Below are 16,082 nucleotides of genomic sequence, written 5' to 3' on the forward strand. Positions count from 1 at the left end.
ATACAGCTCAGGATTCCCGGCATCCCGCGCGGCGGCCAGCCGGTCGGTCGGCTGGTCGACCGACCGGTTGGCTGGTCGGCCGACCGGTCGGCGAGGCTCCGGCAAGCGATCAGCCGCGAGTGCCCAGCAGGTGGTCCATGGCCAACTGGTCCAGGCGTTCGAAGGCCATCCCGCGCGCGGCGGCGGCGTCCACGTCGAAGTCCTCGAAGGCACCGCGGTCCGCGAGCAGGGCCTGGAGTCCGTCCGCGGCGGTCGGCTGTGCCAACTCGTCCAGGCGGGAGGCACGCAGCGCCTCCCAGACCTCGGGGTCCGCGCGGAAGGCGGCCGAACGCTCCTTCAGGATGAGGTAGTTGCGCATGCAGCCCGCGGCGGACGCCCACACGCCGTCGAGGTCCTCGGTCCGCGGCGGCTTGAAGTCGAAGTGGCGCGGTCCGCTGTAGCCCGCGCTCTCCAGGAGGTCGACCAGCCAGAACGCGGCGCGCAGATCGCCCGCTCCGAAGCGCAGGTCCTGGTCGTACTTGATGCCGGACTGGCCGTTGAGGTCGATGTGGAAGAGCTTGCCTGCCCACAGGGCCTGGGCGATGCCGTGCGGGAAGTTCAGCCCGGCCATCTGCTCGTGACCGACCTCGGGGTTGACGCCGTACAGCTCCGGGCGCTCCAGGCGCTCGATGAAGGCCAGGGCGTGGCCCACCGTGGGCAGCAGGATGTCGCCGCGCGGCTCGTTCGGCTTGGGCTCGATGGCGAAGCGCAGGTCGTAGCCCTGGGAGGTGACGTACTCGCCGAGGAGGTCGAAGGCCTCCTTCATGCGGTCGAGGGCGACGCGCACGTCCTTGGCCGCGCCGGACTCGGCGCCTTCCCGGCCGCCCCACGCGACATACGTCGTCGCGCCCAGTTCCACCGCCAGGTCGATGTTGCGGATGGTCTTGCGCAGGGCGTAGCGACGCACGTCCCGGTCGTTGGCGGTGAAGGCGCCGTCCTTGAAGACGGGGTGCGTGAACAGGTTGGTGGTGGCCATCGGCACGGTCATCCCGGCCGTTTCGAGGGCCTGCCGGAAGCGCTTGACGTGCGCCTCGCGCTCGCTGTCCGAGGAGCCGAAGGGGATCAGGTCGTCGTCGTGGAAGGTGACGCCGTAGGCGCCGAGTTCGGCGAGGCGCTGCACCGTCTCGACGGGGTCCAGGGTGCCGCGCGTGGCGTCGCCGAAGGGGTCCCTGCCCTGCCAGCCGACGGTCCACAGACCGAAGGTGAACTTGTCCTCGGGGGTGGGCTGATAGCTCATGTCGTGGCTCCTTGCTCGCTGAAGACTATTTCGTCATGGCGCTTAACAAATTAGTATGCGAGGGCATCTCTGGGAAGAGACGCTGTGTCCCGTCCGGAGAGTTCGTACGGTGACGGGGGCGCGCCGGACCGAGACGGCTGGTGAGACGCGCGCCGACACGCCAGAGTCCCGCGAGCCGCGGAAGAGGGAGAGCCCGATGTCAGCAGCCGAGGGTCCGCTCGTCGTCGGGGTGGATTCGTCCACCCAGTCCACCAAGGCCCTGGTCGTCGACGTGGCGACCGGCGAGGTGGTGGCGAGTGGTCAGGCGCCGCACACCGTCACGTCGGGCGCGGGCCGGGAGAGCGATCCGCGTCAGTGGTGGGACGCCCTGTGCGACGCCCTGCGCCAGTGCGGCGAGGCGGCGCACGAGGCCGCCGCGGTGTCCATCGGCGGCCAGCAGCACGGCCTGGTCACCCTGGACGCGCAGGGCGAACCGGTGCGTCCCGCCCTGCTCTGGAACGACGTGCGGTCGGCGCCGCAGGCGCGCCGCCTGGTGGACCAGCTCGGCGGCCCCAAGGCCTGGGCGGAACGCACCGGGAGTGTGCCCGGCGCCTCGTTCACGGTGACGAAGTGGGCCTGGCTGACGGAGAACGAACCGGAGGCCGTCCGGGCGACCGCCGCCGTACGGCTGCCTCACGACTATCTGACCGAGCGTCTGACGGGGCAGGGCACGACCGACCGCGGCGATGCCTCCGGCACCGGCTGGTGGGCTTCGGCGACGGAGGCGTACGACGAGGAGATCCTCGCGCGCGTGGGCCTCGACCCGGCCCTGCTGCCGCGCGTGGTCCGGCCCGGAGAAGTGGCCGGCACCGTGCGCGACACCCATGACCTGCCCTTCTCCAAGGGCACCCTGGTCGCACCGGGCACCGGCGACAACGCCGCCGCCGCGCTCGGCCTCGGACTGCGGCCCGGCACCCCGGTGTTGAGCCTCGGCACCTCCGGCACGGTGTACGCGGTCGCGAAGCGGCGCCCGACCGACCCGACGGGAACCGTCGCGGGCTTCGCGGACGCCCACGGCGACTGGCTGCCCCTGGCCTGCACCCTGAACTGCACGCTCGCCGTCGACCGGATCGCCGCCCTGCTGGGTCTCGACCGCGAGGCCGTCGAGCCGGGCACGGGCGTGACGCTGCTCCCCTACCTCGACGGCGAGCGCACTCCCGCCCTCCCGCACGCCTCGGGACTGCTGCACGGGCTGCGGCACGACACGACGGCGGGGCAACTCCTGCAATCGGCGTACGACGGTGCGGTGCACGCGCTGCTGGGCGCACTCGATCTGGTGCTCGAAGCCGACGCGGACCGCAGCGCTCCGCTGCTGCTCATCGGCGGTGGCGCGCGGGGCAGGGCCTGGCAGGAGACCGTACGTCGGCTCTCGGGACGTCCCGTGCGGGTGCCGGTGGCCAAGGAACTGGTCGCGCTGGGGGCCGCCGCGCAGGCCGCCGGACTGCTGACGGGCGAGGACCCGGCGGCCGTCGCCCGACGCTGGGGCACCGCCCACGGACCGGTGCTGGAGGCCGTGGAGCGGGACGAGGCGACGCTCGCGCGGATCACCGGGGTACTCTCCGATGCGGCGCCGCTGCTGGAGCGGGAACCGGACCGGCGCTGACGAGTCGCCGACGAGATCCGGGGGAGGCATGACCGCACCACTGCACGAAGCCCATCCGTCGAGCCCCGGCCGTCGGCTGCCTGACACCCAGCAGGGCATGCGCCGCCGCAACCTCGCGCGGGTGATGCACACCGTGAACGCCGAGGGTCCGCTGTCGCGTGCCGCGGTCGCCTCACGGATCGGACTGACCCGGGCGGCCGTCTCCACGCTGGTGGACGAACTGATCCGCTCGGGGCTGCTCGAGGAGCTGGGACCGGAGCGTCCCGGCCGGGTGGGGCGCCCCGGGTCCGCCCTGGCCGTCAGCGGGCGTGGCCCGGCCGGGATCGGCGCGGAGATCGGCGTCGACCACCTCGCGGTGTGCGCGGTCGATCTGCGCGGTGCGGTACGGGCTCGGGCGGTGCGGCACGGCACGAACCGTCGGCGCCCGCCGCGGCCGGTGGTCGCCGAACTGAGCGCCCTGGTGGAGCAGGTGGTCGCACAGGCGGAGTCGGAGGGGCTGTGGCCGGCGGGCCTCGCCGTCGCGGTGCCCGGTCTGGTGGCGCGTGACGCGCGCACCGTGGTCCGCGCCCCCAACCTCGACTGGCACGACATCGACCTCGGCGCGCTCCTGCCTGCCGAGCTGCCCCTGACCGTCGACAACGAGGCCAACTTCGGTTCGCTCGCGGAACTCTGGCTGGGGGACGACACGCCGCTGGACTTCCTGCATGTCTCGGCGGAGATCGGCATCGGCGGCGCGGTGGTCGTGGACGGGTGCCTGCTGCGCGGGACACGCGGTTTCGCGGGCGAGTTGGGGCATGTGCCGGTGCACCCGGAAGGTCCCGCGTGCGCGTGCGGCGGGCGCGGTTGCCTGGAGCAGTACGCGGGCGAGGAGGCTGTGCTGCGTGCCGCCGGGCTGACGCCGGGCGAGCACCGGGTCGAGGTGCTGGCCGAGCGTGCCGCGCAAGGGGACGAGGAGGTTCGTCGGGCCTTGTGCGACGCCGGGACCGCGCTCGGGATCGCGTTGACCGGGGCGGTGAACCTGCTGGACCCGCAGGCCGTCGTGCTCGGCGGTGCGCTGGCCGCTCTCGCTCCCTGGCTCCTGCCGTCGCTGGAGCGGGAGTTGGAGCAGAGGTCCGCCGGACGGGCCTGTGCCGTACGGGTCTCCCGGCTGGGCCCCGAGGGACCCTTGCTGGGTGCCGCGCACTCGGTGGTACGGGCGGTGCTCGACGATCCCGCGGCCGTGGGAACTCGGGCGTAGGGCCTGCCGGAGTCGCCCGCCCGCCTGCGCCACAAGGCCCGGCGGGCCTGGGCGGACCGCCCGGAGTGCTCAGGGGCCGCTTCCCTCGCAGGAGTGAGGGAGTTCTCCACATTCCCGCCGTTGTCCACCGAAGACACCGGGCTCTTCCTGCCCAACCGCCGAGCGCCGTACCGTGATGCACACGAGGTCGCAGCCACGGGGGGCTGCGCCCGTCCCTTCGGGGGGTTCCATGGCGAACGCGACACCAACTGCACCTACGGGGCCAAGCTCCGCAAGGAATCACTTCCGACACGCGAGACTCACCGCGGGCACACGCCCGGCTGCGCGAAACAGCGGCGACGCCGAGGCGTTGAGCGCACGACATACAACGCGCTGGACACAGGACGAACACGACAGAACGATCCCGGCACGTCTCCACGGAAGGCACTGTCTGCATGCGGAACCCCGAATCGGAGCGGGTGAGACCGCTCATGAGCCGGCGCGGGTTACTGAAGGGCGCGGCCCTGGCCGCCGTTCCCTATGCGCTCCTCCCCTCGACGTCGGCACAGGCCCGGCCCCGAGTCGTCGACCAGCCTTCCGCGGACTGGACGGCGGCGGATCCGGAGAACTACACGGCTTCCGACCGGCCCCTGAGCTATCCGCTCGACTTCGTCGTCATCCACGTGACACAGACGACGTACGCGGGCACCTTGGGCATCTTCGCGAACCCGCAGACGAACGTGTCGGCTCATTACGTCGTCAGATCGGCGGACGGGAACGTCGCGCAGTGCGTCCGTGAGCACGACATCGCCTGGCACGCGGGCAACTGGGACTACAACACGCGCAGCATCGGCATCGAACACGAAGGGTGGGTGGACCGGCCCGAGTACTTCACGGACGCCCTCTACGAGGAGTCCGCCAAGCTCACAGCGGCGATCTGCGAGAGACACGACATCCCCAAGAATCGGGCGCACATCATCGGGCACATCGAGGTTCCGGGGAGCGACCACACGGATCCGGGGCCGCACTGGAACTGGCGTCGCTATATGCGGCTCGTCCGCGCCGCTTGAGCACCGTGAGCACGTGGTGTCGCCCGCGCGACCGATCCCTTCGTGAACGGCTCCGCCACCGGGCGAATCCCGCCGAACGGGTGAGGGGGTCGCGGAGCGACTTCGCACCGGGCGACGCCCGGCGGACGCGGCTCTGGGTTACGACCTCTAGCCCAGGACCACTCTCCGTACGCTCTCGACACGCGGAGGATTCGGTAAAGGTTTAGCGTGGGATGCGGGCGCCCCGGTCGGGGAGACAGACCGGAACCCCGGCCCGATTCCGGCGGGCCGGGGTTCTCGTTTCTGCCTCAGAGGCGACTCGTTCAGTCCCTGTCGAAGTCGTCGCCCTTCTCCTCGTGGTGGTGGCGCTTGATCACGCGGAAGCTGCCCACCACACCGTGCTTGACCTTCACGCCGCCCTTGATGTGCCGCAGGAACAGGCCGTCCGCCTGGCTCCAGGGGCCGACGGTCGCGATGGGAGCGCCGTTGTCGCAGGTGGCACCGTTGAAGACCTCGACGGTCCGGTGGCTGTCGTTGCGGACGTTGAGGCTCGTGGAGCCGAGGCCGCTGACCACGACGACACAGCCGTCCGGGATGGCCGGGTACTCACGCTCATTGACACGGATCTTGCCAATGTGGAAGTGGTGGTGCCGCTTCTCGTGCCCACCGCCACCACCACCCTCGTGGCCCTCATTGCCCTTGCCCTCATAGCCCTTGCCTGTGTCGCCGCCGCCCTGGGGGACGGAGGCGGGGGCGGCGATGGCCTGCTGGGCGACCGGAGCCGCCTGAGCCGGCTCGGAGGCCGCGGAGGCGTAGGTGATGCCCGTGGCCGCCAGCGCCGCGGCAGCCGCGACTGCGGCGGTAACAGCGGTGGAACGCGTTGCCATGTCACTTCTCCTGTCTGAGAGTCGTCGGCTGTGAGCCGATGCGAGATTGAACGTACAGATGATCTCCACACGTGTCATATCCGACATACCGACAATATGAGGATCAATACGTTTGGCGTAATGGCGCCGCTGATGCCCTGTGGAATACGCCGCGTCGGAGAGCCGTTGGGCTCTGCTGTGATCGAGCAAGCCCTGTGCCGCGTGGGCGGCCACGGCGGTGCCTACGGAGGGACGAGACGGGTGAGCGACAGGACGAGCGAAGGACGTACGAGCTCCGCGCAGGAGGCCGTCGGGCGGTACGGCGTCTGGAGCGCGGCACTGCGTTCGGAAGACCCGAGCAGGCGCGGGGAGCTGACCGAGGCAGCCGCCGAATTGGAGGAACTCGGGTTCGGCGCCGTCTGGTTGGGCGCCAGCAGCGCGGTGCGCCACGCGGTGCCGCTGATCGAGGCGACCTCCCGCCTCACCGTGGCGACGGGTATCCAGAGCATCTGGCAGTACGAGGCGGCCGAGACCGCCGCGCATTGGGCGGAGTTGGAGAAGGCCCACCCCGGGCGCTTCCTGCTCGGCCTCGGCGTGAGCCACGCCGTACGGGCGGACCAGTACCGTCGCCCGTACTCGGCCATGGTCGGCCATCTGGACGCTCTTGACGCGGCGGGCGTGCCTGCCGGGCGCCGCGTCCTGGCCGCGCTCGGCCCGAAGATGCTGGAGCTGTCCCGTGACCGGGCCGCCGGCGCGCACCCGTTCCTGGTCACGCCCGAACACACCGCTCGGGCCCGGGAGATCCTGGGCGAGGGCCCGCTGCTCGCCCCGGAGACGAAGGTCGTCCTGGACACCGACCCGCACAGCGCCCGAGCCAAGGCCCGCGGCAGTCTCGCCGTGTACCTGGGGCTGCCCAACTACACCAAGGCGCTGCGGCAGTTCGGCTTCACCGACGACGACTTCGCCGACGGAGGCAGTGACCGCCTGGTCGACGCGCTGTTCGCCTGGGGCGACGACGACCGGATCCGGGAGCGGATCGGGGCCTTCCGGTCGGCGGGCGCGGACCACGTGGCTCTCCAGGTGGTCGTCGACCAGCCGCGCGACTTCCTGCCGCGCGCGGACTGGCGCCGCCTGGCCGACCTGCTCCACTGAGCCGGGCCCCGGACACGCGGGAGAACGGCCCCGGTCAGCATGGGTCACCACGGAATTCGGGGTGAGACAGCGGGGTTTCCTCAGGTCACGTCGGCCCGTGCGGGGGTGGTGTCGTCGAGGAATCCGCCGGACTGGTGCTGCCACAGCTTCGCGTAGGCGCCCTCGGACGCGAGCAGTTCCTGGTGGGTGCCCTGCTCGGTGATCTGTCCGCGGTCGAGGACCACCAACTGGTCCATGGAGGCGACGGTGCTCAGTCGGTGCGCCACCACGAGCGCCGTCCGCCCCTCCATGAGCCGCCACAGCGCCTCCTGGACGAGGATCTCGCTCTCGGAGTCCAGGGCACTGGTCGCCTCGTCGAGCAGCAGGATCGGCGCGTCGCGCAGGATCGCCCGAGCGAGGGCGACTCGCTGGCGCTGCCCGCCGGACAGCTTGATACCGCGCTCCCCCACCATGGTGTCGAAGCCCTCCGGGAGCGTGTCGGCGAACTCCGTGACATGCGCCGCCTCGGCAGCTCGGCGAATCTCGGCGTCCGTGGCGTCCGGCCGGGCGAACGCGATGTTGTCCCGCAGGGTGCGATGGAACATCGCCGGGTCCTGCGGCACGTAGGCGATCAGGCTGCGCAGGTCGGCCTGGCGCAGCTTGCTGATGTCCTGGCCGCCGATGAGGATGCGACCGGCGTCGATGTCCGTCATCCGCAGCAGCAGTCGGGTGAGCGAGGTCTTGCCGCCTCCGGACCGGCCGACGAGACCGATCTTCGCCCCGCTGGGTACGGCCAGGTCAAGGCCCTTGAACAGGGGGTCAGCGCCCGCGTGGGTGAAGGTCACCTGTTCGAAGCGGACATCGGCGGACCGATGCGACAGCGGCTCCGGCGAGGCGGGGTCGAGCACGGTCGGCGGTGTCATGAGGAGTTCGGTGAACTGCGCGGCCTCCGTCATCGAGCTCTCCAGGCGCCGGTAGATCTGGTTGAACTCGAACATGATCCGCGTCGCATTGGAGTAGTAGGTGAAGGCGACCACGACCGCCTCCACGCCGTGCTGACCCCCGTCGAGGCTGATGGCGAGGAACAGGCCCAGCGCGTTGGTCAGTACGGACATCGGCGCGACCAGCGTGTCGATGCGCAGGTTGCCGTAGTCCCACGACTTCAGCATGAGTCGCCGCGACTGCGCGACGCGGGAGCGGTGCTCGGCGGCCTCGCGGTCCTCGGCGGCGAACGCCCGGACCGTGTCCATGTTCATCAGGCTGTCGGCGACATGGCCCGACACCCGGGCGATGGCCTCCTCGCGTCGGCCGACGAGCGCCTGGCGGCGCCGGATGAGGGGCGCCACGCACAGGCCCGTCAGCGCGATCATCACCAAGAGGCCGACGACGAGCATCGGTTCATAGCGCCACAGCACCACCGATCCGAACATCAGCGGCACGAAGCTGCCCACGACCGAGAACGTCAGCGTGTCGACACAGTCCTCGAAGCGGGAGGCGAAGCTCAGGACCCGCTTGGTCAGCGAGCCCGCGAAGTGGTCGTGGAAGAACGCCGCGTCCTTGGCGAACAGTTCATCCATACCGACCACGTACAGATGCTCGACGCCCAGGGCATCGAGGCGGTTCAGGCAGTGCAGGCCGATGCGCCACAGCGCCTCCGCGAGCAGGAGTACACCCGCGAAGCCGAGGACGTAGGGCAGCGTCGAACTCACGGTCGTGCCGGTATCGCCGGCGATCCGGCCCACCAGCTTCGCGACGACCAGCGGCGCGATGTAGTTGATACCGATGTTGCCGAGCGCCGGCAACAGCATGGCGGGCGCCGTCCAGCGCCGGAGACGGGACAACTCCCGTCCGTAGTAACGGAGTGCAAGGAGCACCGAGCCCCTGCCTGGCGGAACCTCACGCGATTCAGGCGATCCCATTCCAACCCTATGGTGACGAGTAGGTGCCCACGCTCGGTCGTTCTGTGACAGGCGGGGCACGACGACGGAGCCCCGGCACAGCCCGACCGTGATACCGATTTGTACAAGTACGGGCGGACCGGGAACGGCAGTGTCCCGCGACGGCCCACCGAGCGTCCAAGCGTTTTCCCGGCCGAGCAGGGTCGACGTCAGGATCCGGCAGCGGGCGCGTCGCGGGTCAACTCGGCGGCCAGGCGGCGCATGACGACGCGGTTGGCGCGCCGCATCGTGGCCCGGACGACGGGCGCCAGCAGGCGGTCGGCGAGCGGTGCCCGCACCCAGGCGTACGTGAACGAGACGCGGCTCCCGCCGGTTCGCAGTGGATCGATGGTGTACGTGCCGTGCGCTATGCGTCGTCCGGCCGCGCTGACGTTCCGTTCGACGATGCGCCGCGGTGGGTCGACCTCGACGACCTCCATGGTGACGTCCGTCTTCGTACCGCCCAGCGCCGCGGTGACCGTGACACAGGCTCCTGTGCCACGGTCGGGGCCGCTGTAGCGCCAGTTGGTCAGATAGTGGTTCGTGAACCGCTCGTGGTGGGCCATGACGTCGAGGAAGTCGTAGACCTGCTCGGGCGTGTACGGAACATCGATCGACACGGTGACGGGCCTCATCCACCCCACGGTACAGAGAGCATGCCCGACAGGTGTCCTCTTGCTCCCTGCCCGCGACCTCCTGTGCCGTCTCCTGTGGCGTGCGGCCGGGTCAGCGGCGCGATGCGGGGCGCTTCGGCGGGGCTATGCGGACGCGCTTCTCCACGGGTGCGCTCTCGATGTCGTCGAGTTGGGCGACGATCGTGCGGCGCAGGTCGTCATAGTCCTCGAAGGAGTGGTCGTGGAAGAGGGTGTGGCCCGTCCACATGAGGTTCGCGCACACCCGCGCGGGCACCCGGCCGGTGTGGGCGCCCATACCGACCAGCGCCACCGACTGGATGCTGCCCGGCGCCTTCCTGTTCTGCTGGTGGATCGCCTGGAACGCGGCGGCGCAGGCCAGGGCCACATTCAGGGTCTCGCTGACGTTCTGTGAGGACGTCTCCATCGTGGGCGTCGAGATCAGGAACCTCGGCTTGACCGCCCCGGAGGCGACGCAGACCGCGCTGCCCACCGGAAGCGACCCCGCGAACTGATCACGGATCGCCTTCTGCACCCGCAGTTGGATACCGGCGCCGAGATACCGCTTGATGGCCGCGTCGACCCCGCCGTCCATCCGGCCTCGGGAGTTGGTCGGGCTGACCCAGGCGTCCACGTCCTCGTCGAGGATCGAGCCCTTGCGGATCTCGATCTCGGGGGTGTCGGCGAAGGCCGCTCGCCAGGCCTCCACCACTGCGGTGTTGACGTCGGTCAGTACGACCCTGAGCGGCGTCCGGAGACGGTCTGCGGTCATGGTTCACTCCGATCGAAGCGGTCACTCAACTGCTCCAGACGCTAGCGCGTCCCACTGACAGAGCGGTCGTCCCTCCCCACTCACCAGCGCTGGAAGGGGATTGTCAGTGGGTGCCTCTATTCTCGTGGCACTTCGTCAATCATGCCCTGTGCCAGCACAGTTCGGCTGTCAGACCTTTCGGAGCCCTCCATCATGAGCGATGCCCAGACCCCTGCCCCGTCCGACCCGAGCGACCCGCTCGCGCTCGCGGAGTTGTTCAAGGGCGGCGGTGAGCCCTGGCTTCCGCTGCTGAAGCCGGTCATCGAGGCCCAGCCGGACGCGGCCTCCTTCATCGGCCCGTCCCGCAGCGCGGAGGTCGTCCCGGTCCGCGAACTGACCTTCCAGGCGCTCAAGCCGAACGCGCCGCACAAGTGGAAGGTCGTCGTCTTCGGCCAGAACCCGTATCCGCGGCCGGAGAGCGCCACCGGCATCGCCATGTTCGACAACACCTTCCACGACTGGAAGGACAGCCAGTTCGGCAGGGTCGTCAGCATCCGCTGCATCATCAAGGCAGCGGCGATGTGGAAGTACGGCATCCCCAAGAAGACCCCGATAGCGGACGTCCGCGCGCTGCTGAAGAAGCAGGACACCGTCCAGCCGCCCGAGTGGTTCCAGGCCATGCTGACGCAGGGTGTGCTGCTGCTGAACGCGGCCCTGACGGCCAGCAGCGACGGGGCGGTCGGCCCCGACCGGCACACCAAGTTCTGGCGGCCGGTAGCCGAGCGGATCGTCGAGGAGATCCTCAAGGCCAAGCAGAACGCCGAGGACGAGGAGGACCGCGGTGTCGTCTTCGCCTGGTGGGGGGCGCACGCGCGCAGCCTGAAGAAGGTCGTTCTGCGGCTCCAGGAGAAGTACCCCGACGTCGAGGTCCGGCACATCGACCACGCCAACCCCGCGGCGCAGGGCGACATCTTCTGCGAGGGCGACCACTTCGCCACGGTGAACGACGCCCTCGCGTCGCTGGGCGCGGACGGGATCGACTGGCTGCCGAGCACCGGCTGGGACAAGCTCACAGCGGAGACCGGTGGGGCCGACGGCGGCATAGCCGACCGTATGGGGACGTTCATCGCGTCCACCATGGAGCTGCACCAGCTCTATCTGGACCGCCTCTCCAGCGTCAAGGACGAGGGACTCGTCCTGCCCGCGATCACGGGCGTGTTCGACACCCCGCTCATGGACTTCCGCGAGGCCGTCGGCCCGGTCGCCGCGCTGCTGTCCGGGCTGCGCCGGAACATCGACGAATCGCACGAGTTCGGCAAGCGGCGGGCGGACGAGGCGCCGAACGGTCTGCCGGCCGACGCGATCGCCGCCCTCTACCTCTACACCTGCGAGTCCGCGTTCTACCGGGAGATCAACGCCATCCTGCGGTCCCCGGACCGGACCAAGCTCGTCCCGTATCTGCCGTATCTGCGGCTGCTGTTCTCGGCGGTGTCGCAACTCCCCGCCCGTACGGCCCCGTTGTGGCGCGGGGTGTCGCTGGATCTGCGGGCGCAGTACCCGCTCGGGCGGACGGTGACCTGGTGGGGCGTGTCCTCGTGCACGTCCGAACTGCACGTGGCCAAGGCGTTCCTCGGCGGTCGCGGCAAGCGGACCCTGTTCGAGGTGACGCCGGCGCGGGCCGTGGGCATCCGTAACTTCTCGGCGTTCACCGGCGAGGAGGAGTTCATTCTCCTGCCGGGCACGCAGTTGAAGGTCACGGACGTCAAGGCCGAGCGCGGGGGCCTGTGCACGGTGAAGCTGTCGGAGGTGGAAGAGGAGCCTCTGGTGTCCTGATGACATGAGGCCGACGCCCTTGGCGAAGGCTCCGCACCACGCGGCGGTCTCCCCTGTACAGTCCTCCCCTCCCCTACGCCATATACGTGACCAATACGGCCAAAACGACTGTTTCGCTGTTACGTTCGGCAGGTGGTGCATGGCGAAGACGAGGGGGAGGCCGACGTTCCCGCGGCGGCTTCGCCGGCGGCGAAGGTGTCCTTCCTGACCCTGACCTCGATGGTCGTGGGCTCGATGGTGGGCGCGGGAGTGTTCTCGCTGCCGCAGCGGTTCGCGCAGGCGAGCGGCGTCGTGGGCACGGTGATCTCGTGGGTGATCGCCGGTTTCGGCATGCTGATGCTGGCGTTCGTCTTCCAGACGCTGGCCGTGCGACGCCCCGACCTCGACGCCGGGGTCTACGCCTACGCGAAGGCGGGGTTCGGCGAATACCTCGGCTTCTTCGCGGCGTTCGGCTACTGGGCCAGTGCCTGCGTCGGCAACGTCACCTACTGGGTGCTGATCATGTCGACGGTCGGGCAGGTGGCCCCGGCGCTGGGCAACGGCGACACCGTGCCGGCCTTGCTGCTCGCCTCGGTGGGCCTGTGGGGGTTCTACTTCCTGATCAGGCGGGGGGTGAAGGAGGCGACGGCGATCAACCGGATCGTCACCGCGGCCAAGCTCGTCCCCATCCTTGTCTTCGTCCTCCTGGCGCTGTTCCAGCTCAGGCCCGCCGTCTTCGCCGACAACATCCAGGGAGCGGCGCACGTCGGGCCCCTGTTCCAGCAGATCCGCGGCACGATGCTGGTGACCGTCTTCGTGTTCATCGGTGTCGAGGGTGCCAGTGTGTACTCGCGACACGCTCGGCGGCGTGAGGATGTGGGCCGGGCGACGCTGCTCGGATTCCTCAGTGTCTTCGCCGTGTTCGCGTCGGTGACCGTCGTGTCCTACGGAATCCTGCCGATGGAGCGGATCGCGCGGTTGCACCAGCCGTCCATGGCCGGGGTCCTGGAGGCCGCGGTCGGCACGTGGGGCAAGGCGTTCGTGAGCGTAGGCCTGATCATCTCGGTGCTCGGCGCCTATCTGGCGTGGTCGCTGATGGCCGCCGAGGTGCTGTTCGTCGCGGCCAAGGACCACGACATGCCCCGGTTCCTCAGCAGAGTGAGCCGCGCGGACGTGCCCCTGCCGGCGCTGCTGATGACCACCTGTCTGTCCCAGGTCATGCTCGTCGTCACGTTGTTCTCCGACGACGCCTTCGACTTCGCCCTGGACCTGACCAGTGCCCTGGTCCTGATCCCCTATCTGCTCGCCGCCGCCTACTGCGTACGCCACACCGGCGGCTTGCGCCACACCGGCGGCTTGCGCCACGCGCGACCCGGTGCCCGACGCGACCTGATCATCGCCGTACTGGCCACGGTCTACACCGTGTTCCTCCTCTACGCGGCCGGGCTGAAGTTCGTCCTGGTGTCGTTCATCCTCTACGCGCCCGCGACCGTGCTGTTCGCGATGGGGCGCCGTGAGCAGGGGCGCAGGGTCTTCTCCCGACCGGAGGCCGCCCTCTTCTCAGTGTCGGTGGTCGGCTCGGTCCTCGGTGTCCTCGCGCTCACGCTCGGCTGGATCCACCTGTGAACAGCGCGCCGCGGCACGGGTATCGCCCACCCGGGCCTTGGGTACGGATGGGATCCGGCTCGGTCTCACCACACGCTTGTCTGGAGGACTGTGTGACACGCAGACATCGACTTCACCGGACGCTGGCCTCTGTCGCTCTCGCCGCCGCCGTCGCGCTCGGCGCGGCACCGCCCGGCTCCGCCTCGCCGCTCCGGTCCGGCGATGCGAAGCAGGCGGCCCCGCCGGTGTCCTTGCGCGTGGCCACGTACAACATCCATGCCGGAGCCGGTGAGGACGGCGTCTTCGACCTCGACCGCACCGCGCGGGCGATCCGAGGTCTCGACGCCGATGTGATCGGGCTCCAGGAAGTCGACGTGCACTGGGGTACCCGGAGCGACTTCGCCGACGAGGCACGCGACTTGGCCCGACGGCTGCGGATGCGGGTCTTCTTCGCGCCGATCTACGACCTCGCGCCGGCCGAGGGGCACGCGGAGCGGCGTCAGTTCGGCGTCGCGGTGCTGAGCCGCTACCCGGTGATCAGCGCGGAGAACCACGAGATCACCCGCCTGTCCACCCAGGAGTCCGATCCGGTACCGGCACCCGCACCGGGCTTCGCCGAGGTGACGGTCCAGGTGCGGGGCGCCTTCGTCCACGTCTACTCGACGCATCTGGACTACCGCGCCGACCCGTCGATCCGGCGGATCCAGGTGGACGACATGCTGGCCGTCCTGGCCGCGGACTCGGGCCCGAAGGTACTGGTCGGCGACTTCAACGCCGAACCGAGCGCGCCCGAACTGGCCAAGCTGTGGGGGCCGTTGGCCGATGCCGCGCCGAGCGGCGGCATGACGTATCCGGCGGTCGACCCGGCCCAGCGCATCGACCTCGTGACGGTCTCCCCCGAGATCACCGTGACCGGCACCCGTGAGGTAGCGACCGTGGCGTCGGATCACCGGCCGGTGGTCGCCGATCTGCTGGTCCGCCGACGCGGCGGCGCCTGACACAACTCCCGAGCCCAGGGCCTACCTTCCGGGCGGGCCCTGGGCTCGGTCCTGAGGAGTGCTGACAGAAGGCGACCCAGGTGATGAGCTGTCGGTTAGCCCGCCTTGGTAGCGGCGGGGATGCATGTACGGTCCAGGACAACCGTATTGCCGAAGTAGGAGCTCTTGCATGCCTGTTGTCTTCACCTCGACCGAAGCCCATGACCACGGCATGTTGGACACTGGGGATGGCAATCTCGTGTACTGGGAGGTGCGCGGCAATCCAGACGGCAAGCCCGCGCTCATAGTTCACGGCGGACCCGGGGGCGGGAGTCCGTCCGGCACCCCAAAGGCATTCGACCCGGAGCGCTACCGGATCATCCTGTTCGACCAGCGAGGGTGCGGACGCAGCACACCGCATGCGAGCGATCCTGCGACGAACATGCGTCTCAACACAACTGAGCTGCTGCTGCGCGACATGGAGCAGTTGCGTGCGCACCTGAGGGTTGAACAGTGGTTGCTCTTCGGCGGGTCGTGGGGCTCGGCGCTTTCGGTCGCCTACGCCGAACGGCATCCGGAACGAGTGTCGGAGATGGTGCTTCCCGCGTTTTGGATGATGGGCCGTTCGGAGGTGGACTGGCTGTACCGCGGAGGGGTCGCGCGGCTCTTTCCTGAGGCGTGGGAGCGGTTCAGGAACGGCATACCCGAAGGCGAGCGCGATGGTGACCTGGTCGCCGCCTATGTGAAGCTCTTGGAAGACCCTGACACGGCGGTACGGGCGCAGGCGGCACTCAACTGGGCAGCCTGGGAGGATGCCGTCCTCTCCTTGGAGCCCCATGGCAAACCAGCTCCGTACAGCGACCACGCCTCGGACGCCGTGCAGGCGTTCGCCCGGATCTGTGCCCATTACGCGGCCAACGACGGATGGTTGGAAGGCGGCGCGCTGTTGCGGGGTGCCGGGAGCCTGGCCGCGATTCCCGGTGTGATCATCCATGGCCGGCACGATCTGAGCTGCCCGCTCAGTGCCGCCTGGGAATTCGCGCGGGCCTGGCCAGGCGCGGAACTGGTGGTCTTCGACGACGCTGGGCACAAGGGCAGTGCCGCCATGAGCAGGCACGTGCGTGCTGTGCTGGAGCGATTCGACGGGCGGTGAGGGCAGTGATCAGTCTGGGTGTCGTCATCACTGGG

Annotated in this window: 13 protein-coding genes; 8 read left to right on the forward strand and 5 right to left on the reverse strand. The window is 69.8% G+C overall.

All coding sequences use genetic code 11. The annotated features are described in order from the left end of the window. Positions 1-109: 109 nt before the first annotated feature. Complete coding sequence (gene xylA, locus ACZ60T_RS04105) at positions 110-1,276, reverse strand: xylose isomerase (protein ID WP_469664232.1); 1,167 nt, start codon at positions 1,274-1,276, stop codon at positions 110-112. Positions 1,277-1,472: 196 nt separating this feature from the next. On the opposite strand from xylA, the gene xylB reads away from it, so the two are divergent. From xylB to ACZ60T_RS04120, 3 genes are all read left to right on the forward strand, one after another. Further along, positions 1,473-2,918 carry a xylulokinase gene (gene xylB / locus ACZ60T_RS04110; RefSeq protein ID WP_469664234.1) on the forward strand — a complete coding sequence of 482 codons (1,446 nt, stop codon included), beginning with the start codon at positions 1,473-1,475 and terminating at the stop codon, positions 2,916-2,918. Between the two features lie 28 nt (positions 2,919-2,946). Continuing rightward, entirely contained in the window at positions 2,947-4,155 is a 1,209-nt protein-coding gene (locus ACZ60T_RS04115) for an ROK family protein (protein WP_469664236.1), read from the forward strand. Positions 4,156-4,625: 470 nt separating this feature from the next. Then, complete coding sequence (locus tag ACZ60T_RS04120; RefSeq protein WP_365630912.1) at positions 4,626-5,204, forward strand: N-acetylmuramoyl-L-alanine amidase; 579 nt, start codon at positions 4,626-4,628, stop codon at positions 5,202-5,204. Positions 5,205-5,506: 302 nt separating this feature from the next. Here the strand turns inward: ACZ60T_RS04120 and ACZ60T_RS04125 are convergent, their stop codons facing one another. Further along, the gene (locus tag ACZ60T_RS04125) at positions 5,507-6,070 is read right to left on the reverse strand and encodes a hypothetical protein (RefSeq protein ID WP_365630914.1); all 564 of its coding nucleotides are present in this window, start codon (positions 6,068-6,070) and stop codon (positions 5,507-5,509) included. A 240-nt stretch (positions 6,071-6,310) separates the two neighbouring features. On the opposite strand from ACZ60T_RS04125, the gene ACZ60T_RS04130 reads away from it, so the two are divergent. Continuing rightward, positions 6,311-7,201, forward strand: coding sequence for an LLM class F420-dependent oxidoreductase (locus ACZ60T_RS04130; RefSeq protein WP_469664238.1), 891 nt, complete (start codon positions 6,311-6,313; stop codon positions 7,199-7,201). 80 nt (positions 7,202-7,281) lie between these two features. Here the strand turns inward: ACZ60T_RS04130 and ACZ60T_RS04135 are convergent, their stop codons facing one another. The 3 genes from ACZ60T_RS04135 to ACZ60T_RS04145 form a co-directional block, all read right to left on the reverse strand. After that, the gene (locus ACZ60T_RS04135; protein WP_469664240.1) at positions 7,282-9,099 is read right to left on the reverse strand and encodes an ABC transporter ATP-binding protein; all 1,818 of its coding nucleotides are present in this window, start codon (positions 9,097-9,099) and stop codon (positions 7,282-7,284) included. Positions 9,100-9,287: 188 nt separating this feature from the next. Further along, on the reverse strand, positions 9,288-9,752 hold the full coding sequence (locus tag ACZ60T_RS04140; RefSeq protein ID WP_469664242.1) for an SRPBCC family protein: 465 nt from the start codon (positions 9,750-9,752) through the stop codon (positions 9,288-9,290). Positions 9,753-9,843: 91 nt separating this feature from the next. Next, positions 9,844-10,521, reverse strand: a complete 678-nt coding sequence (locus ACZ60T_RS04145; RefSeq protein ID WP_469664244.1) for a macro domain-containing protein — start codon at positions 10,519-10,521, stop codon at positions 9,844-9,846. A gap of 192 nt (positions 10,522-10,713) precedes the next feature. On the opposite strand from ACZ60T_RS04145, the gene ACZ60T_RS04150 reads away from it, so the two are divergent. The 4 genes from ACZ60T_RS04150 to pip all read left to right on the forward strand — a co-directional run bounded on the left by ACZ60T_RS04150 (position 10,714) and on the right by pip (position 16,047). Continuing rightward, complete coding sequence (locus ACZ60T_RS04150) at positions 10,714-12,333, forward strand: ADP-ribosyltransferase domain-containing protein (RefSeq protein WP_365630924.1); 1,620 nt, start codon at positions 10,714-10,716, stop codon at positions 12,331-12,333. Between the two features lie 135 nt (positions 12,334-12,468). Then, positions 12,469-13,938 (forward strand): basic amino acid/polyamine antiporter, encoded by a 1,470-nt coding sequence (locus ACZ60T_RS04155; protein ID WP_469664755.1) that lies wholly within the window; start codon positions 12,469-12,471, stop codon positions 13,936-13,938. 47 nt (positions 13,939-13,985) lie between these two features. Next, entirely contained in the window at positions 13,986-14,915 is a 930-nt protein-coding gene (locus ACZ60T_RS04160) for an endonuclease/exonuclease/phosphatase family protein (RefSeq protein ID WP_469664246.1), read from the forward strand. Positions 14,916-15,084: 169 nt separating this feature from the next. After that, a complete protein-coding gene (pip, locus tag ACZ60T_RS04165; protein ID WP_469664248.1) occupies positions 15,085-16,047 on the forward strand; it encodes a prolyl aminopeptidase in 963 nt (320 codons plus the stop codon). The last annotated feature ends 35 nt before the right edge of the window (positions 16,048-16,082 follow it).

The organism is Streptomyces sp. NPDC104371 (assembly GCF_055583785.1).

What these genes read in the sequence shown, in the direction of transcription:
- xylA (WP_469664232.1), bottom strand. Translation starts at nt 1,276, where the DNA reads ATGAGCTATCAGCCCACCCCCGAGGACAAGTTCACCTTCGGTCTGTGG.
- xylB (WP_469664234.1), top strand. Translation starts at nt 1,473, where the DNA reads ATGTCAGCAGCCGAGGGTCCGCTCGTCGTCGGGGTGGATTCGTCCACC.
- ACZ60T_RS04115 (WP_469664236.1), top strand. Translation starts at nt 2,947, where the DNA reads ATGACCGCACCACTGCACGAAGCCCATCCGTCGAGCCCCGGCCGTCGG.
- ACZ60T_RS04120 (WP_365630912.1), top strand. Translation starts at nt 4,626, where the DNA reads ATGAGCCGGCGCGGGTTACTGAAGGGCGCGGCCCTGGCCGCCGTTCCC.
- ACZ60T_RS04125 (WP_365630914.1), bottom strand. Translation starts at nt 6,070, where the DNA reads ATGGCAACGCGTTCCACCGCTGTTACCGCCGCAGTCGCGGCTGCCGCG.
- ACZ60T_RS04135 (WP_469664240.1), bottom strand. Translation starts at nt 9,099, where the DNA reads ATGGGATCGCCTGAATCGCGTGAGGTTCCGCCAGGCAGGGGCTCGGTG.
- ACZ60T_RS04140 (WP_469664242.1), bottom strand. Translation starts at nt 9,752, where the DNA reads ATGAGGCCCGTCACCGTGTCGATCGATGTTCCGTACACGCCCGAGCAG.
- ACZ60T_RS04145 (WP_469664244.1), bottom strand. Translation starts at nt 10,521, where the DNA reads ATGACCGCAGACCGTCTCCGGACGCCGCTCAGGGTCGTACTGACCGAC.
- ACZ60T_RS04150 (WP_365630924.1), top strand. Translation starts at nt 10,714, where the DNA reads ATGAGCGATGCCCAGACCCCTGCCCCGTCCGACCCGAGCGACCCGCTC.
- ACZ60T_RS04160 (WP_469664246.1), top strand. Translation starts at nt 13,986, where the DNA reads ATGGGATCCGGCTCGGTCTCACCACACGCTTGTCTGGAGGACTGTGTG.
- pip (WP_469664248.1), top strand. Translation starts at nt 15,085, where the DNA reads ATGCCTGTTGTCTTCACCTCGACCGAAGCCCATGACCACGGCATGTTG.